The 20,879-nt window shown below is 45.8% G+C and carries 25 protein-coding genes; 7 read left to right on the top strand and 18 right to left on the bottom strand.

Annotated elements, in window-relative coordinates; all coding sequences use genetic code 11:
* Nucleotides 1–42: 42 nt before the first annotated feature.
* The 6 genes from F0U83_RS06915 to F0U83_RS06890 are packed head-to-tail and all read left to right on the top strand — an operon-like array spanning nucleotide 43 to nucleotide 7,744.
* Nucleotides 43–1,650 carry a carboxyl transferase domain-containing protein gene (locus tag F0U83_RS06915; protein WP_138988421.1) on the top strand — a complete coding sequence of 536 codons (1,608 nt, stop codon included), beginning with the start codon at nucleotides 43–45 and terminating at the stop codon, nucleotides 1,648–1,650.
* Between the two features lie 7 nt (nucleotides 1,651–1,657).
* Nucleotides 1,658–2,458: an enoyl-CoA hydratase/isomerase family protein gene (locus F0U83_RS06910; protein WP_211343696.1), complete on the top strand. Its 801-nt coding sequence runs from the start codon at nucleotides 1,658–1,660 to the stop codon at nucleotides 2,456–2,458.
* Between the two features lie 6 nt (nucleotides 2,459–2,464).
* Nucleotides 2,465–4,459 (top strand): acetyl/propionyl/methylcrotonyl-CoA carboxylase subunit alpha, encoded by a 1,995-nt coding sequence (locus F0U83_RS06905; protein WP_138988423.1) that lies wholly within the window; start codon nucleotides 2,465–2,467, stop codon nucleotides 4,457–4,459.
* Between the two features lie 2 nt (nucleotides 4,460–4,461).
* Nucleotides 4,462–5,367, top strand: coding sequence for a hydroxymethylglutaryl-CoA lyase (locus F0U83_RS06900; RefSeq protein WP_138988424.1), 906 nt, complete (start codon nucleotides 4,462–4,464; stop codon nucleotides 5,365–5,367).
* Between the two features lie 53 nt (nucleotides 5,368–5,420).
* A complete protein-coding gene (locus F0U83_RS06895) occupies nucleotides 5,421–6,005 on the top strand; it encodes a peroxidase-related enzyme (protein ID WP_138988425.1) in 585 nt (194 codons plus the stop codon).
* Nucleotides 6,006–6,049: 44 nt separating this feature from the next.
* Nucleotides 6,050–7,744, top strand: a complete 1,695-nt coding sequence (locus tag F0U83_RS06890) for an AMP-binding protein (RefSeq protein WP_138988426.1) — start codon at nucleotides 6,050–6,052, stop codon at nucleotides 7,742–7,744.
* Nucleotides 7,745–7,840: 96 nt separating this feature from the next.
* Here F0U83_RS06890 and F0U83_RS06885 read toward each other — a convergent pair whose 3' ends face one another.
* From F0U83_RS06885 to prmB, 18 genes are all read right to left on the bottom strand, one after another.
* Nucleotides 7,841–8,515: a LysE family translocator gene (locus tag F0U83_RS06885; protein ID WP_246077842.1), complete on the bottom strand. Its 675-nt coding sequence runs from the start codon at nucleotides 8,513–8,515 to the stop codon at nucleotides 7,841–7,843.
* Between the two features lie 21 nt (nucleotides 8,516–8,536).
* Nucleotides 8,537–8,926, bottom strand: a complete 390-nt coding sequence (locus F0U83_RS06880) for a VOC family protein (RefSeq protein WP_138988427.1) — start codon at nucleotides 8,924–8,926, stop codon at nucleotides 8,537–8,539.
* A gap of 254 nt (nucleotides 8,927–9,180) precedes the next feature.
* On the bottom strand, nucleotides 9,181–10,071 hold the full coding sequence (locus F0U83_RS06875) for a M23 family metallopeptidase (protein WP_138988428.1): 891 nt from the start codon (nucleotides 10,069–10,071) through the stop codon (nucleotides 9,181–9,183).
* Between the two features lie 73 nt (nucleotides 10,072–10,144).
* Nucleotides 10,145–10,438 carry a hypothetical protein gene (locus F0U83_RS06870; RefSeq protein ID WP_138988429.1) on the bottom strand — a complete coding sequence of 98 codons (294 nt, stop codon included), beginning with the start codon at nucleotides 10,436–10,438 and terminating at the stop codon, nucleotides 10,145–10,147.
* Between the two features lie 51 nt (nucleotides 10,439–10,489).
* Nucleotides 10,490–10,927, bottom strand: coding sequence for a hypothetical protein (locus F0U83_RS06865; protein WP_138988430.1), 438 nt, complete (start codon nucleotides 10,925–10,927; stop codon nucleotides 10,490–10,492).
* A 77-nt stretch (nucleotides 10,928–11,004) separates the two neighbouring features.
* On the bottom strand, nucleotides 11,005–11,793 hold the full coding sequence (locus F0U83_RS06860) for a DUF2071 domain-containing protein (protein WP_138988431.1): 789 nt from the start codon (nucleotides 11,791–11,793) through the stop codon (nucleotides 11,005–11,007).
* 670 nt (nucleotides 11,794–12,463) lie between these two features.
* Nucleotides 12,464–12,721: a transposase gene (locus F0U83_RS06855; RefSeq protein ID WP_211343697.1), complete on the bottom strand. Its 258-nt coding sequence runs from the start codon at nucleotides 12,719–12,721 to the stop codon at nucleotides 12,464–12,466.
* 229 nt (nucleotides 12,722–12,950) lie between these two features.
* Nucleotides 12,951–13,253, bottom strand: coding sequence for a type II toxin-antitoxin system RelE/ParE family toxin (locus F0U83_RS06845; protein WP_138988432.1), 303 nt, complete (start codon nucleotides 13,251–13,253; stop codon nucleotides 12,951–12,953).
* Entirely contained in the window at nucleotides 13,241–13,498 is a 258-nt protein-coding gene (locus tag F0U83_RS06840; protein WP_138988433.1) for a type II toxin-antitoxin system Phd/YefM family antitoxin, read from the bottom strand. Before F0U83_RS06840 ends, F0U83_RS06845 begins: the two co-directional genes overlap by 13 nt.
* Nucleotides 13,499–13,655: 157 nt before the next feature.
* Nucleotides 13,656–14,027: a hypothetical protein gene (locus tag F0U83_RS06835; RefSeq protein ID WP_138988434.1), complete on the bottom strand. Its 372-nt coding sequence runs from the start codon at nucleotides 14,025–14,027 to the stop codon at nucleotides 13,656–13,658.
* Between the two features lie 60 nt (nucleotides 14,028–14,087).
* The gene (locus tag F0U83_RS06830) at nucleotides 14,088–14,546 is read right to left on the bottom strand and encodes a hypothetical protein (protein ID WP_138988435.1); all 459 of its coding nucleotides are present in this window, start codon (nucleotides 14,544–14,546) and stop codon (nucleotides 14,088–14,090) included.
* Nucleotides 14,547–14,571: 25 nt separating this feature from the next.
* On the bottom strand, nucleotides 14,572–14,994 hold the full coding sequence (locus F0U83_RS06825) for a hypothetical protein (protein WP_138988436.1): 423 nt from the start codon (nucleotides 14,992–14,994) through the stop codon (nucleotides 14,572–14,574).
* Between the two features lie 82 nt (nucleotides 14,995–15,076).
* A complete protein-coding gene (locus F0U83_RS06820) occupies nucleotides 15,077–15,445 on the bottom strand; it encodes a hypothetical protein (RefSeq protein WP_138988437.1) in 369 nt (122 codons plus the stop codon).
* A gap of 37 nt (nucleotides 15,446–15,482) precedes the next feature.
* Nucleotides 15,483–16,223: a hypothetical protein gene (locus F0U83_RS06815; protein ID WP_138988438.1), complete on the bottom strand. Its 741-nt coding sequence runs from the start codon at nucleotides 16,221–16,223 to the stop codon at nucleotides 15,483–15,485.
* 64 nt (nucleotides 16,224–16,287) lie between these two features.
* A complete protein-coding gene (locus tag F0U83_RS06810) occupies nucleotides 16,288–16,740 on the bottom strand; it encodes a DUF6756 family protein (RefSeq protein WP_138988439.1) in 453 nt (150 codons plus the stop codon).
* An 85-nt stretch (nucleotides 16,741–16,825) separates the two neighbouring features.
* Nucleotides 16,826–17,692: a hypothetical protein gene (locus F0U83_RS06805; RefSeq protein WP_138988440.1), complete on the bottom strand. Its 867-nt coding sequence runs from the start codon at nucleotides 17,690–17,692 to the stop codon at nucleotides 16,826–16,828.
* 450 nt (nucleotides 17,693–18,142) lie between these two features.
* Entirely contained in the window at nucleotides 18,143–19,237 is a 1,095-nt protein-coding gene (gene aroC / locus F0U83_RS06800) for a chorismate synthase (RefSeq protein WP_138988441.1), read from the bottom strand.
* 49 nt (nucleotides 19,238–19,286) lie between these two features.
* Nucleotides 19,287–20,204 carry a 50S ribosomal protein L3 N(5)-glutamine methyltransferase gene (prmB, locus tag F0U83_RS06795; protein WP_138988442.1) on the bottom strand — a complete coding sequence of 306 codons (918 nt, stop codon included), beginning with the start codon at nucleotides 20,202–20,204 and terminating at the stop codon, nucleotides 19,287–19,289.
* Between the two features lie 71 nt (nucleotides 20,205–20,275).
* Between prmB and F0U83_RS06790 the strand changes: the two genes are divergently transcribed.
* On the top strand, nucleotides 20,276–20,833 hold the full coding sequence (locus F0U83_RS06790) for a Smr/MutS family protein (protein WP_138988443.1): 558 nt from the start codon (nucleotides 20,276–20,278) through the stop codon (nucleotides 20,831–20,833).
* The last annotated feature ends 46 nt before the right edge of the window (nucleotides 20,834–20,879 follow it).

Below are 20,879 nucleotides of genomic sequence, written 5' to 3'. Positions count from 1 at the left end.
TCCTGTTACACCAACCGTAACAGGGTCTGATGAGGGCAGCTTATGTCTATTATTCAATCCAAAATAAACCCAAGGGCTGAAGATTTTGTTTCACGCCATGAAATGATGTCAGTCGCTGTGCAAGATCTGCGCGAGCAGGTCGCTACCATTGAGCAAGGTGGTGGCCCATCTTATCAAGAGCGCCACACCTCCCGTGGTAAGCTTCTACCTCGCGACCGCATTAACACATTGATTGATCCGGGCTCTGCGTTTTTAGAACTCTCGCAAATGGCCGCTTACAAAGTGTACGAAGACGTGATTCCGGCGGCAGGGATTATCACAGGTATTGGCCGCGTATCAGGCCGCGAGTGTATGATTATCGCCAACGATGCCACGGTTAAAGGTGGCACATACTACCCGCTAACGGTTAAAAAGCATCTTCGTGCTCAAGAAATTGCTGAGCAAAATCACCTGCCTTGTATTTATCTGGTTGACTCGGGTGGTGCCAACTTACCTCAGCAAGACGATGTATTCCCTGACCGCGATCATTTTGGCCGTATCTTCTACAATCAGGCACGTATGTCCTCGAAAGGCATTCCTCAAATCGCGGTAGTGATGGGCTTGTGTACAGCCGGTGGTGCATACGTACCAGCCATGGCGGATGAATCGATTATCGTACGCAACCAAGGTACGATCTTTCTCGCAGGCCCCCCGTTGGTAAAAGCAGCAACTGGGGAAGTCGTGAGTGCAGAAGATTTAGGGGGCGCCGATGTTCACTGTAAAGTGTCAGGCGTTGCCGACCATTACGCAGAGAATGACCAGCACGCCCTGCAGATTGCTCGCACAGTGGTTTCTAACTTAAACCGCAAGAAAGAGATCAATCTGGATATCAAGCCAGTTGAAGCGCCGCTCTACCCTGCTGAAGAACTGTACGGCATTGTCGGTACAGATCTTAAAAAGCCCTTTGATGTGCGTGAAGTGATCGCTCGTATTGTTGACGGTTCTAACTTTGACGAATTCAAAAAGAACTACGGTACAACACTCGTCACCGGGTTTGCACATATTTTCGGCTATCCAGTAGGTATCATTGCTAACAACGGTATTCTTTTTAGCGAATCCGCACAAAAAGGCGCTCACTTCATTGAGCTTTGCTGTCAGAGAAAAATCCCTCTTCTATTCCTGCAAAATATCACAGGCTTCATGGTTGGGCAGAAATATGAAGCAGAAGGGATCGCCAAACATGGCGCCAAACTGGTAACTGCGGTTGCTTGTGCAGAAGTCCCTAAATTGACCGTATTAATTGGCGGCTCATTTGGTGCAGGTAACTACGGCATGTGTGGCCGTGCCTATAGCCCTAACTTCCTATGGATGTGGCCAAACGCGCGCATCTCCGTTATGGGTGGCGAACAAGCAGCAGGCGTACTGGCAACCGTCACACGCGATGGTAAAGAGCGTAAAGGTGAAGAGTGGTCAGCCGAAGCTGAAGCTGCGTTTAAAAAGCCCATCGTCGAAACGTATGAACACCAAGGCCACCCTTACTACGCATCTGCCCGACTATGGGATGACGGTGTTATAGACCCTGCTCAGACCCGCGAAGTGATCGGCATGGGGCTTTCTGCAGCACTGAACAAACCGGTTGGTGAAACACGCTTCGGCGTCTTCCGCATGTAAGGAGATCATGATGACCGATAATAATCATGTACTCCTGCGCCAAAATGACAACGGTATTGCCGAACTCATTCTGAACCGCCCGGAAGTACACAATGCTTTTGATGATCAGATTATTGAAAGTTTGATCAGCCAACTTGAGCATGTTGATACGAATGACAACATTCGTGTATTGATCCTGCGATCCAATGGCAAAAACTTCTCTGCTGGTGCTGATCTTGCATGGATGAAGCGCATGGCAAAAAACTCCCATCAGGAAAATTTGCAAGACGCTGGACGTTTAGCAAAATTGATGGAGAGATTAAACAACCTGAGCAAACCCACTATCGGACTTGTCCAAGGTGCCGCTTACGGTGGAGCCGTCGGGCTAGCTGCTTGCTGCGATATCGTCATTGCATCTGAAGATGCTCAATTTTGCTTAAGCGAAGTAAAAATTGGGCTGATTCCCGCAGTTATTAGCCCTTATGTAGTGAGAGCCATTGGCGAGCGTCAGTCCCGTCGCTTCTTCCTAACAGCAGAAGCTTTCTCTGCAAATACAGCAAAAACATTTGGGCTGGTTCATGAAGTTGTCGCTACAGCAGATCTGTTTGACGACGCTTGCGCCCGCATCACTGCCACACTACGCAGAAACAGCCCACAAGGTATGCGTGCTGCTAAAGATCTGATCTTTGCGGTGAGTTCCAAAGTGATTGATCAGGCGGTAATCGACGATACAGCAAAACGTATTGCCGATATCCGCGTCAGCACAGAAGGACAGGAAGGACTTAGCTCTTTCCTAGAAAAACGCAAACCAAACTGGATTCAGGAGTAAGTCACTATGTTCAGCAAGATATTAATTGCAAACCGTGGCGAAATCGCCTGCCGGGTTATTCAAACCGCTCACCGGTTGGGTATTCGTTGTGTCGCGGTCTATTCTGAAGCCGACCGTAATGCTCGCCATGTTGCGATGGCAGATGAAGCTTTTTTACTTGGTCCTGCGCCAAGCAGTGAAAGTTATTTGCGCGCCGATAAGATTATTGAAATCGCATTACAATCAGGTGCTCAAGCAATTCACCCGGGCTATGGTTTCCTATCAGAAAACACTGGCTTTGCTAACGCCTGTGAAGAAAACGGCATTGTATTTATTGGCCCACCCGCTTCTGCTATTGCGGCAATGGGCTCAAAATCTGCTGCTAAAGCGATCATGGAAAAAGCCAATGTACCTCTCGTACCCGGCTATCATGGTGCAGATCAAACCCCTGCATTATTAAAAGCTGAAGCAGAGAAATGCGGCTTTCCATTGCTACTAAAAGCCATTGCTGGCGGTGGTGGTAAAGGGATGCGTGTCGTCAACAATATTGATGAATTCGACTCTGCATTAGCCGCCGCTCAACGTGAATCGCAAAACGCCTTTGGCAACCCGGATATGCTCATTGAGCGTTATTTAACTAAGCCTCGCCACGTCGAGATTCAGGTATTTTGCGATCATCACGGCAACGGTGTTTACTTGGCAGAGCGCGATTGCTCTGTTCAACGTCGCCACCAGAAAGTGATCGAAGAAGCACCTGCTCCAGGTCTAGCTGACGAAACCCGTAAAGCAATGGGTGAAGCAGCCGTTGCAGCAGCAAAAGCCATCGACTATGTCGGCGCAGGTACTGTTGAGTTCCTGTATGACGAAGATGGCTCTTTCTACTTCATGGAAATGAACACGCGTTTACAGGTAGAGCACCCTGTTACTGAAATGATCACAGGTCAAGACTTGGTAGAATGGCAGCTGCGTATTGCCGACGGAGAAGTGATTCCTCAGCAGCAGGATCAAATCCAAATCCGCGGCCATGCACTGGAAGCCCGTGTTTATGCAGAAGATCCGGATAATGACTTCTTACCCGTAACAGGTACTCTACACTACCTGAGAACACCTGATGAGAACGGCAACGTTCGTGTCGATACCGGTGTCATTGAAGGCGATGAAGTTAGCGTTTATTACGACCCCATGATCGCTAAACTGATCGTATGGGATGAAAGCCGTGAGCAAGCGATCAATCGCATGGTACATGCACTGGAGTCTTATCGCATCGGTGGTATGAAAACCAACATTGGATTCTTGCGCCATCTGGCAGACAGCAAACCTTTCCGTGACGAAGAACTGGATACAGGGTTCATTGAGAAACATAACGATCTGCTTTTCCCAGAAGCAAAAGTTGATGTTCAGAGCCAGCTAGCCTTAGCCACCAGCTTTCTGCTGGAGAAAGAGCGCCAGAGCAACCCAGTAAAAGGTGACCCATATTCACCGTTTAACCAGCAAACCAGCTGGCGCTTAAACGCAAATTATGCGCGCCCGCTCGAATGGACTGTGGAAGGTGAAAGCCACAAAGTCAGCGTGTTAGAACACACCACTGGTTATGAAATCACGGTTGATGATGCAACCTTCAACGTTTCTGCTTCGTTGGATGATGATCATCTTCGCGCTGTGATTAACGGCCATCGTCTAAGCATCCACGGCCACATGGCCGGTGATAACCTGACCCTGTTCCGTGAAGGTAGCCAGTTCCAATGCCAGCTGTTCCGTCATACGTTTGATGAAAACGATCAAGCTGATGGCGGCTCGCTAACCGCACCGATGAACGGCGCGATTGTTGCCGTTTTGGTTGAGGTTGGCCAATCTGTCGCTGAAGGCGATACACTGGTAATCATGGAAGCGATGAAAATGGAACACAGCATTAAAGCGCCTCATGATGGCGTCGTTGCTGAAATTTTCTTCGCCGAAGGTGAACTCGTATCTGATGGCGCAGCACTCGTCGCCGTCACAGCAGCGGATGAAGAGGAGGCCTAATCATGGGTTTGCCCGAGAAAGTGAGAATTGTAGAAGTCGGCCCTCGTGACGGCCTACAAAATGAAAGCGGCCCGGTTATCAGTACAGACATTAAAGTGGAGCTGATTAACCGACTCGCTGATGCCGGTATGCAATATATTGAATCGGCAAGCTTTGTCTCACCGAAATGGGTTCCTCAGATGGGCGATGCCAGCGCGGTTATGGCTGGTATCTCCCGACGGGAGGGTGTGGTGTATGCTGCGCTCACCCCTAATCTGAAGGGCCTTGAAGGAGCCATTGCCGCAGGCGTTGAGGAAGTTGCGGTATTTGGAGCCGCGTCTGAATCTTTCTCTCAGAAAAACATTAACTGCTCAATTGCCGAAAGTCTTGCCCGCTTTATTCCAGTCATTGAACTCGCCAAGCAGCACGATATTCGTGTTCGAGGCTATGTATCAACAGTACTGGGCTGCCCTTATGAAGGGGATATCGATCCCGCACAAGTCGCATCAGTGTCTCGTGAACTTTTGGATATGGGCTGTTACGAAATATCCTTGGGCGATACTATTGGTGTTGGTACACCAACCAAGGCGCGCAAGATGTTAGCCCGAGTCGCCAATGAAGTACCCGTAACGAAACTGGCAGCTCACTTCCACGACACATACGGCCAAGCGCTAGCAAATCTATATGCCGTTATGCAGGATGGTATTAGCGTCATAGACACATCAGTTGCAGGTTTAGGCGGCTGTCCTTATGCAAAAGGCGCTTCCGGTAACGTTGCAACCGAAGATGTAGTCTACATGCTAAATGGGCTAGGGATAAAAACAGGGGTTGATCTGGATAAACTTGTCGAGATAGGCAACTGGATAACCCGACAAATAGGCCGAAACAACGGATCGAAAGTCGGTCTCGCCCTCGGGTGTGACCAATAGAAAACAGATAAGATCTCTATCGCTGGCAATAACAATAAACGAGGCACAGCACGATGAGTCAACCCACACACATTACTGCGCTGGATCTACCCATACCTGAGCGCGATGCGTTACCTGAAGAGGTACAAAAGTACTTTGGCAAGTGTGACGAAAAGTTAGGTATGGTGCCCAATGTTCTGGCTGCCTACAGCCAGAATACCGCTCAGTTAGACGTTTTTTCCAAGTTCTATAACGAACTTATGTTTGGTGAAAGCGAGCTAACGCCCTTAGAAAAAGAGATGATCGCCGTGGTCGTTTCTTCGGTCAATCATTGCTACTACTGCTTAACTGCCCACGGCGCTGCTATTCGGGAATACTCAGGTGACCCTGTTTTGGGTGAACTGATGGTGATGAACTATCGCGCAGCAGAGCTTAGCTCACGTCATCGCGCTATGCTGGATTTCGCCGATAAACTGACTCGCCATCCTGACCAGATTCTCGAAGCTGACAGACAAAACCTAAGAGACGCGGGATTCAGCGATCAGGGCATTTGGGATATTGCCAATATTACCGGCTTCTACAACATGACTAACCGTGTTGCCAGCGCCGTTGAGATGCAACCGAATCTTCAGTATCACGCTAGCTATCGTGGTAAATGAATCGACGGAATACCTGATAACAACAAGATTGCAGGGATTTGAATATGACAACTAAATTGCCAAGTTACACAAGCGGAACCTCCGATAAACCACTGATCGGCATGACGATCGGTGATAAATTTGATGAGATAGCCAATACATTCCCAGACAACGATGCATTGATCGTTCGTCATCAGGGGTTACGATATACCTATCGCCAATTACAAGAAGCCGTGGATCAAGCCGCACGCGCTTTTTTGGCTATTGGTGTCCAACGTGGTGATCGTATTGGTATGTGGTCACCGAACCGTGCAGAGTGGACTATTACTCAGTTTGCTACGGCTAAGGTTGGCGCTATTTTGGTTAACATCAACCCAGCCTACCGCTTACATGAGCTGGAATATGCACTGAACCAATCAGAAGCACGTTTCATTGTCACTGCTGACACCTTCAAGAGTTCAAACTACACTCAGATGCTATACGAACTCGCTCCTGAGCTGAAAGCATCCGCTGAAGGCAAATTAAAATCCATGAAGCTTCCTTATCTACAAGGTGTTATTAACCTTGCCGAAGAAGCTCACCCGGGTATGTGGCGCTGGGCGGATTTCGTGAATATGGGTGATAACGTTGCTACTGAGCAGCTAGCCGATATCCAATCGCAGCTACAGTTCGATGACCCTATCAATATCCAGTACACCTCGGGTACCACAGGCTTCCCGAAAGGAGCCACCCTCTCCCACCACAATATCCTTAACAATGGCTATTTCGTTGCAGAGAGTATGAACTTTACTGAGAATGACCGCCTGATTATCCCCGTCCCACTCTACCACTGTTTTGGTATGGTGATGGGTAACTTAGGCTGCATCACTCACGGCGCGGCAATGATCTACCCCGATGAAGGTTTTGAGCCGAAAACGGTCCTTGAAACCATCACAGAAGAGAAAGCCACTGCGGTTTATGGCGTACCTACCATGTTTATCGCCGAACTGGATCACCCTGATTTTAAAAACTTCGACCTGAGCACGCTGCGCACCGGCATCATGGCAGGCTCTATCTGCCCAGCCGAAGTTATGAAAGCGGTGAACAACAAGATGCACATGGAAGAGGTTCAAATCGCTTACGGCATGACAGAAACCAGCCCGGTTTCCACTCAAACCGCAGCGGATGATCCCTTCGACAAGCGCGTGACCACCGTCGGTCGTACACAACCTCACTTAGAGACAAAAATTGTCGATGCCGCAACTGGCAATATCGTCCCTCGTGGCGAGATTGGTGAGCTCTGTACCCGTGGTTATAGCGTCATGCTGAAATACTGGAACAATGAAGAAGCCACTCGTAAATCCATTGACGCTGCCGGCTGGATGCATACCGAAGACTTGGCAACCATGGACGACGAGGGCTATATCCAGATCGTCGGCCGCATCAAAGACATGGTTATCCGTGGTGGTGAGAACGTCTACCCGAAAGAGATCGAAGAATTCCTATACACCCACCCTGCTATCTCCGATGTACAGGTAACCGGTGTACCGGATAAAAAGTACGGTGAAGAACTGATCGCATGGATTAAACTTCACCCGGCTGAAGCGGACACAGTTACAGAAGAGCAACTTCGCGAGTTCTGCAAAGGGAAAATCACCCACTTCAAGATCCCGCGTTACTTCAAGTTTGTGGATGAATTCCCAATGACCGTGACCGGAAAAATCCAGAAGTTCAAAATGCGTGAGATATCCATTGCTGAGTTAGGCTTAGACGATATCTAATCACCTATTATTGAGCACCTCTGTGATAAAGGCCGATACAAACGTATCGGCCTTTTTGGATCTAGCACTTTGCTCCAGACTGTTTACAGAGACTTATTAGCTGCTCTTTTCCAACGCCAATTTAGTACCAAAGCCAATAAATACAATGCCAGTTATAGAGTTTAACCAGATTTTAAATTTCGGGTGGTTAGTGGCATTTTTCACTTTGGCTAACGTGAACACCATAGCCGAAAACCATATCACATTGACTAATGAATGCGCAGTTACAAGCGCGTATGCACTGAAAGCGCTACCGTCTACTGTCATAAACTGCGGAAAAGCAGCAAGATAAAATACTGACACTTTAGGATTCAGTATATTAGTTAAAAAACCTTCATAAAAGGCACTCTGTATCGACGCCGGTTTTTTCAACTGCTCCCTAAGTGCTGTAGTCGCAGATGGACGTTGGCTTACAGCGTTTCTTAGCGCTTTGAAGCCAAGCCAAATCAAATAAGCAGCTCCTAGCATTTTAAACACAAAAAAAGCGTTAGCCGATTGCACCAAGAGTATAGAGATGCCAAATATGGACAAAGTGCCATGCACATAGAATGCGGCCACAAAGCCTGCAACATTTGCCAACCCTGCCCTATGCCCAGACAAAGGAACCGTCTTAGCAATAAGAAACCCATTCGGACCAGGCGAGATAACCAGTAAAGTGGCCACTGCAATAAACGTAAGAATGTTGTTTAAATCCATCCTATTCTCCGAAAAAAGCAATAATGACTTCCACAAGGCAATGCCAAGAGGAGCACCCTATCTCATGGAGTGGAAACCAATAGTGTTGCCTTCGGTGTCTTGTGCTATTGAAATAAACCCATAATCGCCAATCGCCATCTTAGGTACGACTACCTTTCCACCGGCCTTTTCAACCCTTGCTTGCTCAATCGCACAATCCTCGCTACTGAAATACACCAAGGTGCTGTTGCCCCCTGCCGCGACACCTTCCATTTTACAGATTGCACCACTGGCACCAGGCCGCTCCTCCATCGGGAAAGCCCACATTTCAGGCTGCGGGAAATCTTTTGGTTCACTGGGATTGTCCAAGCGTGTTAGTTCTAGATCTAGTACTGATTCGTAAAAAGATTTAGCGCGCGGAATATCATCCACATAAATTTCAAACCAGCATACGGCATTTGTATTCATTGTAGAGCCCTCCAGAAATGTTTAACTATCCTTATCAATCTATACACTATCAGATTTCAATTAGTGTTTCGCGTACGCCAACATCTTGCTTACTGGCCAAACTACCGCATCGTTATTACCCAATCAAGACATCAAACCGGCTGTCAGTTTTCTTTGGCTCAACTTCAAATATTTCAGCATTAACAATTTTCTCAGCAACGAAAGAGTCATTTTTACTCTTTCTTGTAGCTCAGATAGTGAAGTATTGTGGACAATCACAGAAGCGGGTCAATCACCATACCCTTCTTAGGGGTATAGGTAATACCACTATCCGAAATAAATCTAAAAGGAATAGAAACTGTTTTTAGGCCTACATTTTTACGTATAACAAAGTGAAGGTGAGGCCCAGTTGAGTAACCCGAGGATCCAGACCTTGCAAGTACATCGCCTGCCTTAACAATGTCTCCTGGTTTAACTGTGGCAGTTGCTATCAATATATGAGCATAAGTTGCGTAAGTGCCGTCTTCGTGGAGCACTTTTACATAGTTTGCCTTATCAAGAAAATACTTGTTCTTACCACCCATGTGATAGTCATCTTTCACCCAGATAACCACGCCATCCCTAGCAGCACTGATATCCGTTCCGACAGGAAGTGCTATATCTATTGCATTTATGTTTGGGAGCTTAGAGTGTGAGAAACGCCCATTGAATCCTTGAGTAATCTTATGAGAAAGCTTTGAGGATACTGGAAATTTGTAGAGATGGCCGTCCTCCCGCGCAGACGGATCACCCAGCCGCCAGCGATAACGGAAAGAACCAATTTTTTGAGGGCTTGTATACAAATCCTTTTGACTCGCGGCTGGGACGACATATTTTTTTGAACCGCCTGCCAGTCGAGACGATTTTACAAGAAACTCTACGGGAGCATGATAGGGGTTATCTGCGACTAAGATATTCATGCTACCAGCGCTACGACTGAAGACCCTCGGCGCTGGCTTAATTACTTCCCTCTTATACTCCACAATGTCGAATTCATTATCATTTTTGTTTGATGGGCGCCTATCGGTGAACACCCACTTTCCGGATTCATCCTTGTACTTGTATACTTCTTGGCAAAATGCCTCGGAAGATATGAGTAGAGTTAAAACTATAAACCTTATGAACATACTATGTTGACTACCTATTGATCCACCTAACACCAAGCTGTGCAGCTTGCTGCGTCCTTGCTTCTACGCCTAGTTATGCATTCTCACGGGATGCAATATTATGAATTAGCTTTCCACGGCATATAAAGTAGTAAGCAGCTACGGAAAATAGGATAAGCTGGGATAACGCAGTAACGCCTTTGGAAACCGCGGCCTTGCGTATTGAGTCCGCCATTGAAGCAAAATCGGACGATCTGCCAGCAGCGTCAGCGAGATGCAAATGTGCATAAACAGCACCAATTGCTTCAGGGATTGATATTATAGCTAACACCAGCAAGTAGATTCCAAATATTCTAATTGCGACCCAAATCCATTCACTCTTACTCATTTTTCATCCTTAGTGCAACACCTTAATATAGGGCGCGATGAAAGCGCGTCATTACTTAAGCGCCTTGTTAACTGTTTTTTTGTACCAAATGACAATCGGTGCAAGTAAAAGAAAGCACCCAATTGCGATTGGTATGCTAATTAGAATTACTGGGGCAATACCAAAAGCAATAGCGCCATAAGATACGGCAGGATGCTCACATCTCTTAATTGAGCCAAAGCCTAGTACTATTGAAATAAAACCAAGAAAAGCACCTACTCCACCGATGATATAAATAGCAGCAGCTTCACTAAGTTCAAATTTATTGCTAGGTCTGAATGAGGCTTCTGATTCAGTTGCACCTGACATTACTCCTAATGCGTCCGCTACTACTGGGGCGAGTTTCATATTTATACCATCATCATAAATATATGCCTCTAGAGATAACAACATCAAGGTTATTCCTAGCGCTGAAATGATTAATGCAAATACCCCTAAACGATTACTCATAGCTTCCCTGACAGTCAAAACGCTAAGCTAAGCGGCGCAGCTTTGCTGCCTTCTTGCTTAAGCGCATTGTTAAATTTTTACCCAACAATGGTAGGAGGTAAGTATATGGTAAATTCATTTATTGGCTCGATTAACACACTATAGGGATTGCTTTGCTCTTCTTCTTTAACAATATCAAGATCAGATAAAAGTTTGAAATTAGCTGATTTTATCTGGGCGGGCTTAACCTCAAGCTCTTTGTGCCACACACGATATGTACCCAACTTTTTATCTCTTCGATAATAAAATCCAGCCAGCGGGTGCGTTAGATAGACCAAGGCAGACTCAATATCGGGAAAACCCGGGAATTTTAACAAATCAGATTCCGATTGAACCAAATCAACTGAAGCTTCAGCCCACTCGGATTCAGTTTCCATATGGTATTTTTCGTACAAGCCATTAACTTTATTGAGAGTGCAGTCAAAGCTAACTTTTCCAGCATGCCACGGAAGATTCCAAAGGTATCTTGGCACCGCTAGCGTCCAAGAATCTAGAGTAGTGCCAAGGAACCATACACAACGTTCTCCTGTTTCAGTATCAATAATGTATATTCGATAGTTTGTTTGGCCCATTGTAAATTTCGGAAACGGGAAGACTGCTGAAGTAAAGTCAACATCAATGAATGGAACTACAGATATAAGCCCCATCTTTTGGCCGTTGATTTCAACCGTGTCTAATTGAAACCGTTCGGGGAATATCCCTTGAAACCTATCAGAAGGTACTGCGTAAGTAATGATTGCGAAATGCTTCAAAGAACAAAGGACATCTATACCTTTTGGTTTAGGCCTTTCTATCAAATAGTCCTCTAGTTTCCGCGATTCTTGCACGATGCTTCCTTGAAATTGGTGTGCCCCGCAAAAGGTGACAATGGCAGGAGGTCAGATTGCAGGCGCTTGTTAAGTTTAGACCCAATAAATGAGCCGACTAGCCCACCTAATACAATGGGGATATAGTTCATATGGATGCTAATAATTTTTATCGGACCAACTGTGATTGATAATGACGTTAATAAAATTATCACAAAACCAATAAAGTAGTGTTTAGAAGTAAGCTTTCTAGTTACGAGAACAGTTGTTAATACTAGGACAATAAATGTAAATGGTAACGACCAGTACATAGCTTTACTTGATCGAGTAGCATCTACCATTTGAGCGCTATCAGTCATATCTAGAATGAGGATCTGATAGAACGCTACCAAGAGATAGCCAATTACTCCAAGGCCTATGGCAAGAGCTGAGCCTAAAATTATACTTTTGATTAACGATCTCATTTATCTTCCTTGAAACTTGTAACGAGACTGTCGGATTAGACATTTAACAAAATAAAACCTCATCCCACAGCCTTCCTTGATATTCTTAATGCCTAAAATCAGTTTTGACAGGCTCATTTTTGATGTATTCAAACACGTTTCATATCGCCATACGAGCACTCATAAGGCTTAATTTCCTCAGATAAGCCCCTCCCAGGTGTCTTAATGCCTCACATTACCTTGGGTCGCTATCTTTTCAATGTTGTGAACCATAGGTAATCCTCCCGAGAATAGGCGAATAAAACGATTTTTAATAACAGTGCAGGGTCATAAGCAGGCGCGCCGTTATGGTCGTTACGATAGCGGGATTCAAACACACTAAGGTCGAGTTCATTATCAACGACGTGGTTGAGGGTATATTCGAATGTTCCCGGCTGGATTTGGTCTGCAAACCGCAACGGTATCATCTTAGTCTGTTTGTAATCGTAGTGTTTGAAGCGTGCCATCCGTTGCACCATGCGGGGTAAAGTTTGTTTTAAGCAGTGTAACTGAGTGTTCGACCGCAGGTCTAGGGCTGTAAGACTTACCCGACAGCCTCAACGCCCAATTAAGGTGTAAAGCACGCTACCACATAGCTCAACTGGAACATCTTAATCACTGCATTTGACCTAAACCAAAAATGCCAAGCGTGCTGAATCGCTTTTAAATTATTTGTTAGCCACTCATTCCCAAAGGTTACTGCTTACTTAACAGGAACTTACGTAAATCTCTCTCAACCCGCATCACAAACAGAATAAATACTTTATCACCGTCTTGTTTATAGAAAACACGACATGGATTTACGACAACCTCACGATAACTTAAATGTTCCAGCTCGGGCGGAATGCGACCTGATTCAGGGAAAGTTTCTAGGCGTTCAACTTTAGAGAAGATCGTTTGAACCCATTGCTTTGCAGCTACGGCATTTTCAAGTGCGATGTATTCAGCAATATCATTGAGGTCAGATAACGCTGGCTCAGTCCAGATTATTTCAGCCATTTTGACATTTTTTCCTTGGCTTCATCGTGACTTACCACTTTACTATCAGCTAATGCGCGTTCACCTCGTGCGATACCCTCTAGAATCACCAAGCGATTTTGCATAGATTCGTAATCATCAACATCAACCAGATATGCTGATGGCTTACCATGCTCGGTAATTAACACAGGTTCTTTGGTGTCGTGAAGATCTGCGAGGATCTTGGTCGCTTGACGTTTGAGTGATGTAACGAGTTCTACTTTCATGAGAGCCGCTCCAAAGAAATACTAAAGTGATACTATTCTATCACTTTGAGTATAGCAAACACCATGACGGCTAACGCTGCACTTAAAGGGCCGAAAAAGCGTAGCTTTTGAGGCCCCAGTGAGCAAAGCGAACAATTTTCAACGCATTGTTAAGCATTTACCCTCTCCTAAATAACTTTACGATGATCAAAGCCCCAAAACAGGCTAATCCAATTCCTGCAAGGATCCTCCAGAAACCAGGAGCTATTTGAAAAACACCGTATTTAGTTAGAAAACTACCAGTAAACGACCCTATTCCGCCCGATACCAGTAATAAAATACCCAAGAATCCTTGAGAGGCCTCTTTTCTTTCTAGCGCTTCCTGATGATCTACCAGTCTTTGCTCTTCCTTTAATCGCCGAAAGCTCTCAGGATCACTGAGCAATGATTCGATTTTTCTAACCCTTTCAGGCCACCTCTCGCGATCAATCATTTCGAGAGCTTCGTAGAGCTGTTTCAATGAATAATTGTCGTAGTCAGGCTCTTTCATATTTTTGCTTAACGCCCACCTCAACTGTCGGAGGTCAGATTGCAGGTGCTTGTTAGGTGCCTACTGCACACTTTCAAATACACTACTTAACGCGTTTGTGGCCACAGCATTAAGTAAATCTTTGGACTTAATTTCCATACTACGGCCTACTTTTTTCTGCATTTCTGACATTTTATCTGCAAATTGTGAGTTACGTTTTTCGTAATAAATGGAGTTTAACTCTGCAACCGAAAAATGCTCAAGGTATGAATTAGCCAAATTTTCATTCCACTCTCTCTGATGATCTTTTGTTATTTTTACAAGTTCATCTTCCAAACGAGATGAAGCTTCCTCATGTCCAAGCTCTTTAACAAGCATCCGAAATGTTTGCGTATTCTTAGAAACCCTAAAACTCAAACTAACTAAGTTTTTTCCAAGTTGCATTTTTTCCACAAACTCAATAGCCGTGATTTCAGGTTGATGCTTTGAACAGGCTGACAAAATCAATAAAAGTGAAAAAATAACGATTTTCTTTAACATTGCACGATTTCCCTAAGCACTGGTGTTACCCATAAAAAGTAGACACCTCAATGAACCACTTGGGCTGCATCTCATCAAAATCCGTTCGAATATTGGAAGGCAGGTAACTTGCTGAATCCAAGACAAACTCTTGGTCTTTCAGACGTTTGAAAACAACCCAATGCCAGAAATTTTTACCATCTTCCTGATGGTGCTTGATGGACAGTAGTGCCAGATCAGGCAAACTACTCCATGATTCAAAAGGAATTTCATCGGGAGACGTCTCAACTCCGGCACTGGACAACATCTTCCTGACATACTGGGTATCGGACCAAAGCGATTTATCTTCGGCATAGATACCCATAGCATTCGCTACAGCCTTCATTTCCGAGTAGGTTTTGCCCAGAACATTGGCTACCGATGCAATTCCGCAGCCTGTAGTTTCTTCCTGTATTACGGGCTTTAGCACCGTTTTCTCCTTATCGCATAACGCTTACAGCAGTTGAGCGCATTGCGCGTCAACTGCCTGTTTTTGTTAGCCGTAACATTACTCATGGTTTCCATTTAGCTTGCACATGAAAACGTTTAATAAGGTCTTGTATTTTGGGGCTTTCGCACCCTTCCTTAGCAATTACTGAGTGGACAGCTTCAGTGGCCTTAGCGCTACCAGCTTTAAGTATCTCCTGAGTTTGCTTTTGAGAAATGACTGAATTTCTTTTCTGTATTTCTTGTAAAGTAAGTACGGTTACCATTTGGTAGTTTGCTAGGAATGAAGTTAGTTCTGATTTCTCAGGCTTGATACATTTACCAGCCGCTGCATTCGTTAAAGTGAAATGCTCAAATACCTTCAAGATATCTGTTTTTCCTGCTGCGTGAACTGTTCCGCAGTACATCAGCAATAAAATTAGAACTTTTTTCATAGATACCATCCGTTGGCTTTTAGTGACGGCTAACGCCTCAAACACCGGCGGCGTTTGCGCCGTCCGAGTGCTTTGACTTGTTAGCTACGGTTTTACCCTTGATATTGATGTACATATGATCCCAGTCATGCTCCAAAACCACATCGAAATCCTTTAGGTTTGCACACCTCGTTACCACAAGCTTTTTCAAATTTGGTGCAAACTCGAAAATTGAATCAATGGACTCTAGGTTTTTGCAGTAATGGATTTGCAGCTCCTCTAGCTCGCTAAGAACTGGCATGCCCTCCAAAGATGTGGGATTACACCAATTAAGATCGAGCTGCCTCAAATTTTTGGATAGCTCAATACTTGAGTAGGACTTGTCTTTTGGTTTAAACCTCCAAACGTCCAAGCCACGAAGTGAGTCCAGCTCTCCAAGACCACAATCTTTACGAACAGGATGCCAGACCGCTTTTTTAAGCTTCGGGAATTTTGAAAAGTTGATAGCAGGCCTTTTTTCATGGATACCGAAATACGTTAGATCTATGAGCGAATACAGCCCACTTATGTCTTTTAGCGCAATCTCCCAAAACCACACCTGCTGAATGAAAGGTATTTGGTTTAGGAAATCTAGGTCTTCTTGCTTAAAACCAAAAACAGGGCACCCAAAAGCACCAAGTATCTTTCTATCTTGGATTTCTCTGATGCAGCATTCCACTTGGGACGTCTCAATCCCTAGGGAGTGAGTTATTCCCAAATCAGCCGTTTCTAAAAATTTTCCGATTCTCTCAATTGGCATGATTCTAAGTAGCTAACGCCTTTAGCAGGCGAGCCACGCTTTTCGGCATCGCTGCCTAAATTTGTTACATGCTGGCACGCTGGATGGCTGAAACTACCTGCTTGCCAACACCAATGATTCTGTTGTGGTGATTTTCGCAAAGTAGCCATGATTTGTCTCTAGGCACCAAGTAATACTCAAACGCGAAACACTCACCTATGATCTTTATGACATTCTCAGTTGATGCTTCAAATATTGGGTAGTGAGATAGTTGGTCATCTTCAACTACGAACCACACTAGCTCCTTGGAGTCTGGAACGAACTGACCAAGTTTCTCGAACCCTTTACCGTCATCGTAAGTTATAGAGTCCGATGGGTGAGAAAAGGATTCCCACCACCAACGCCTATCACCCCCCTCTACGAAGTGCGCTACAAGTGAATCATATAGAGATGCTCCCTCATCCTTAAGCAAACTGACTTCTTTAGATAGGCCAAGTAAAGATATGGCCTTTTCAACTTCCTCTAATACTTGAGACATACTTTCCCGTACATGTAACGCCGCGCTCACCGGAAAATTAGGAGCGCAGCGAATAATTTTTCCGAGTGCAGCGCTTTGTTATGACTTACACAACTAGCCATTTCAATTTCGCCACATTACAAAACAGATTGAAGGTAGAGTAATGGATGGTTTCTTCAATCTCATACAGTTCATCCAATCGCATAAGTCGCCCGTGAAGTCGAAGATAGTATTTTGCTATTGGATTGTGATCTTGGATTTCTTGACAAGTTTCAACTGTCATTTTATGTAGATACCGGAGATTTTCAGAAGCATTTTCGTTCTCTTGTCCGAACTCTCCCATTTGCTCAATCATAGAATTTAGAGAAACATCCTCAATAAATTCTGGCTCAGAATGTGCGACGCCACTCGTCCCAGCCTGATAGTAGTTCCATTGCTTATGATTATGTAATCGCTCTACTTTGACAAAATTGGAATTCTCCACGATCCTTTGAGCTTCAGTATGGTTATAGAGGTCATCTAGTGTGTAGAATGCCGGAGCGGCGTATATAACAAGGGCTTTACGACGCAAATTATGAGACACTTTTTCAAGAATTTCTTGTTGGTGCTCAGTAATTTCAAATCGCCAATGCCTGGAGCTAAAACCGTAGCTTTTTAGAAGCGATGAAGCTCTGCTCAGAGGGACGGGCCGCTTTGCTTGAATTAGTAGGTTAGTGCTAAACGTTGGTAACCGTCGCTTCCTACCAAGCTTGCGCCACATAAACCCCCACCTTAGATGATCGAGAACCACCCCCTTTGGTATGTCATAGAAGCGAAACAGGTCCCAAAATAAAGGGTGCTCAGCTTCTAACGCAGCATCAATTCCAAACTTACCTTCAAACACTTGGCCAGGAGTAGCAATTCGGTGACTTCCAAACCTTAACTCGGTGTATAGGGGTGCCTCAAAGTCCTTTTCTTCAAATTCTGCTTTCATATTTCCCTGATATTAATTGCTGAAGGTGTCATAACATTTTAATAGTGCGCATGCGCGATATCATTCCCCACCCAAAAGTCAGAAAATTAGCTAACACGCTGTTTTAATTTAATTTTCAGGAAAGTTTCAAAATTAGGAGGTGAGAAAAACGCGCATGCGCGATATTCTTTCATCCTTGGCATGATATCTTCCCTGTGAATATCTCTATTTCCTTGATTTTACAGATAGTTCAAAAGTTGTCCAGAATAGAAACCGTGCCTACCTGAACAACAAACCGCGCCAAGGTTTACTTTGTTTGAAAATATACTGTATGGATATACATAAAATTGCTAATTTTTATCCACAAGGAGTGTCGGATGAGCCATAGCCCTTTTATTCAGTCGATCCAGCGGAATACTTGGCAAGAATTCACCGGCAGCAGAAACCACCGGTGAACAGAGTAAGACTGTATCAGCCTTTAAGAACTGGCGTATCACAAACCACATCAGCATTTTGCGCACGGTGGCGTAGGTAGTGATCCATCAGCACAATCGCCATCATCGCTTCGGCGATGGGTGTGGCACGGATGCCAACACAAGGGTCGTGGCGACCTTGAGTGATCACTTCAATCGCTTCACCTTTGGCGTTGATACTACGGCCGGGTAAACGTAAGCTGGATGTCGGTTTAAGTGCGATGCTGGCGGTGATCGCTTGGCCGGTCGAGATACCACCGAGGATGCCACCCGCATGGTTTGAGCAAAAACCTTCGGGGGTCATTTCATCACGGTGCTGTGTTCCTTTTTGTTCTACCACGGCGAATCCGTCACCAATTTCGATCCCTTTTACTGCATTAATGCTCATTAATGCATGGGCGAGTTCTGCGTCGAGACGGTCGAAGATCGGTTCGCCTAAGCCAACGGGCACGCCTTCTGCAACGACGGTGATTTTTGCGCCGATAGAATCCCCTTCTTTACGTAGGGCATCCATATAACGTTCCATTTCTGGGACGATATCGGCATCCGGCGAGAAGAATGGGTTTTGGTTAACCTGATCCCAGTCGAATTTGCTGTCGTCGATCTTTAATGGCCCCAGCTGCGATAGGTAGCCGCGGATGGTAACCCCTTTGCTGGCTAGAAATTTCTTTGCAATTCCGCCTGCGGCAACGCGCATGGCTGTTTCACGGGCAGATGAGCGCCCACCGCCGCGGTAATCTCGAAAACCGTATTTATGGGTGTAGACGTAATCTGCATGAGCTGGACGAAAGGTGTCTGCTATATTGGAATAGTCTTTGGAGCGCTGGTCGGTATTTTGGATCAGCAGGCCAATAGAGGTGCCTGTTGTTTTACCTTCGAACACTCCTGAGAGAATCTGTACGATGTCATCTTCGCGCCGTTGTGTGGTGTGGCGGGAGGTTCCCGGTTTACGACGATCCAGGTCTTCTTGTAGGTCTGCTTCACTTAGTTCGATTCCCGGTGGGCAGCCATCAATAACACATCCCAGTGCAGGGCCGTGGCTTTCGCCAAAGGTGCTGATGCTGAAGAGTTTACCGTAGCTGTTTCCTGACATGGGTTTGTATCTCTCTCATTAAATCCGGTGTTTGATTATACGGGTTCTGTCAAAATTCGTCGCGGTATTGCGCGAGTTCTTCTTTGGTAATGGCAAAGACACCATTGCCGCCTTCGGGCAGGTCTACCCATATGAGAGGCACATGGGGGAACTGCGTCATCAGATGGACTTCGCTGTTGCCGACTTCAACCACAAGCAGCCCTTCGTCGTTTAGGTGGTCACACGCTTCGCGTAAGATGCGCCGTGTGATATCTAAGCCATCCTCTCCCGAGGTGAGTGCCAATTCTGGCTCATGTTGAAACTCCTCAGGCATGCTGTCAAAGTCTGGTTTATCGACATAAGGTGGGTTCGATACGATCAAGTCATAACGTTTGCCCTCGAGCCCATTAAATAGATCACTATGAATCACATTAACCTGTTCGGCCAGCTCGTGCTTCTCGACATTGGTTTGGGCTACATCTAAGGCGTCTTCGGATATATCCACTAAATCGACTTCGGCTTCTTCAAAGGTATAGGCGCAAGCGATGCCGATGCAGCCACTGCCGGTACACAGGTCCAGTACGCTTTCGACTAAACCGGGGCGCAAGAAGGGTGAAAACTCGGTTTCGATCAGTTGAGCAATCGGTGAACGGGGGATCAATACGCGCTCGTCCACATAGAATGGCATCCCCATAAACCACGCTTCTTGCGTGATATATGGCAGCGGTTTACGTGCCTCAACACGATCACGCACAAAACTGATGATACGCGCCTTTTCTGTGGGTAATAACCGGCTATCCATCACCGCAGGGTCACTGTTCCAAGGCAAGTAGAGTGCGGCCAACACCAGTTGTACCGATTCATCCCACGTGGAGACGTTGCCATGGCCCAAAAAAACCTGTTGCTGGTTCATTAAACTACAGGTCCAGCGTACAAAATCACGCACGGTTTTGAATTCTGTTAACAGCGGCTCTTGATCTATCATCATAACAATCGGGATAATACCCGGCTCTAGCTTATTAAGGCCCGACAGTTTAATGAATTCACCTCGCCTGCGCCATGTCTAAGGATCAAAAGAGCCCGGAAGATATCTCCTTTACGTCATTAATGGGGGATGTCAGCCCGTTAAAACACGACAAAGCGACATTACGAACCAACGGCCCTATTCGTAAGGATAGATCACGCGCTTACCACCGGGCTATGGCAGAAGCCGAAAGCGAACAGGTGATCGACGGCTTATCCAGCGAAGCGGTGGAGATTGTCGAGTCTGATGAAGAGTTGCTATTTGCAGCCCCTGGTGTGCAGATCCGCGTTATGAAGCGCTTACGCAAAGGCCATGTTCCTTGGGAAGCCGGTATTGATCTACACGGTATGACGGTTGATACCGCCCGAGATGAGTTGAGCGCGTTTATTCGGGATGCTCATCGCCAAGGGATGCGTTCTGTGATCGTCGTCCACGGCAAAGCGTTTAGTCAGTCCGGGCAGCAACCGGTGCTAAAGTCCTATGTGAATGATTGGCTCCGACAACTTGCTCCCGTCTTGGCGTTTTGCTCTGCCCAGCCTCGTGACGGTGGCTCGGGTGCCTTATATGTGCTTTTACGTCAATCTAAGCCATAATTTAACATCCGCTACTTTACGCAACTGTCATGTTCGCGTAAGTTAG

Origin of the sequence: Neptunomonas concharum, assembly GCF_008630635.1 — a bacterium.
GTDB classification, from domain to species: domain Bacteria; phylum Pseudomonadota; class Gammaproteobacteria; order Pseudomonadales; family Balneatricaceae; genus Neptunomonas; species Neptunomonas concharum.
The sequence above is the reverse complement of the archived record's forward strand: the minus strand, read 5'-3'. Positions and strand labels throughout refer to the sequence as shown.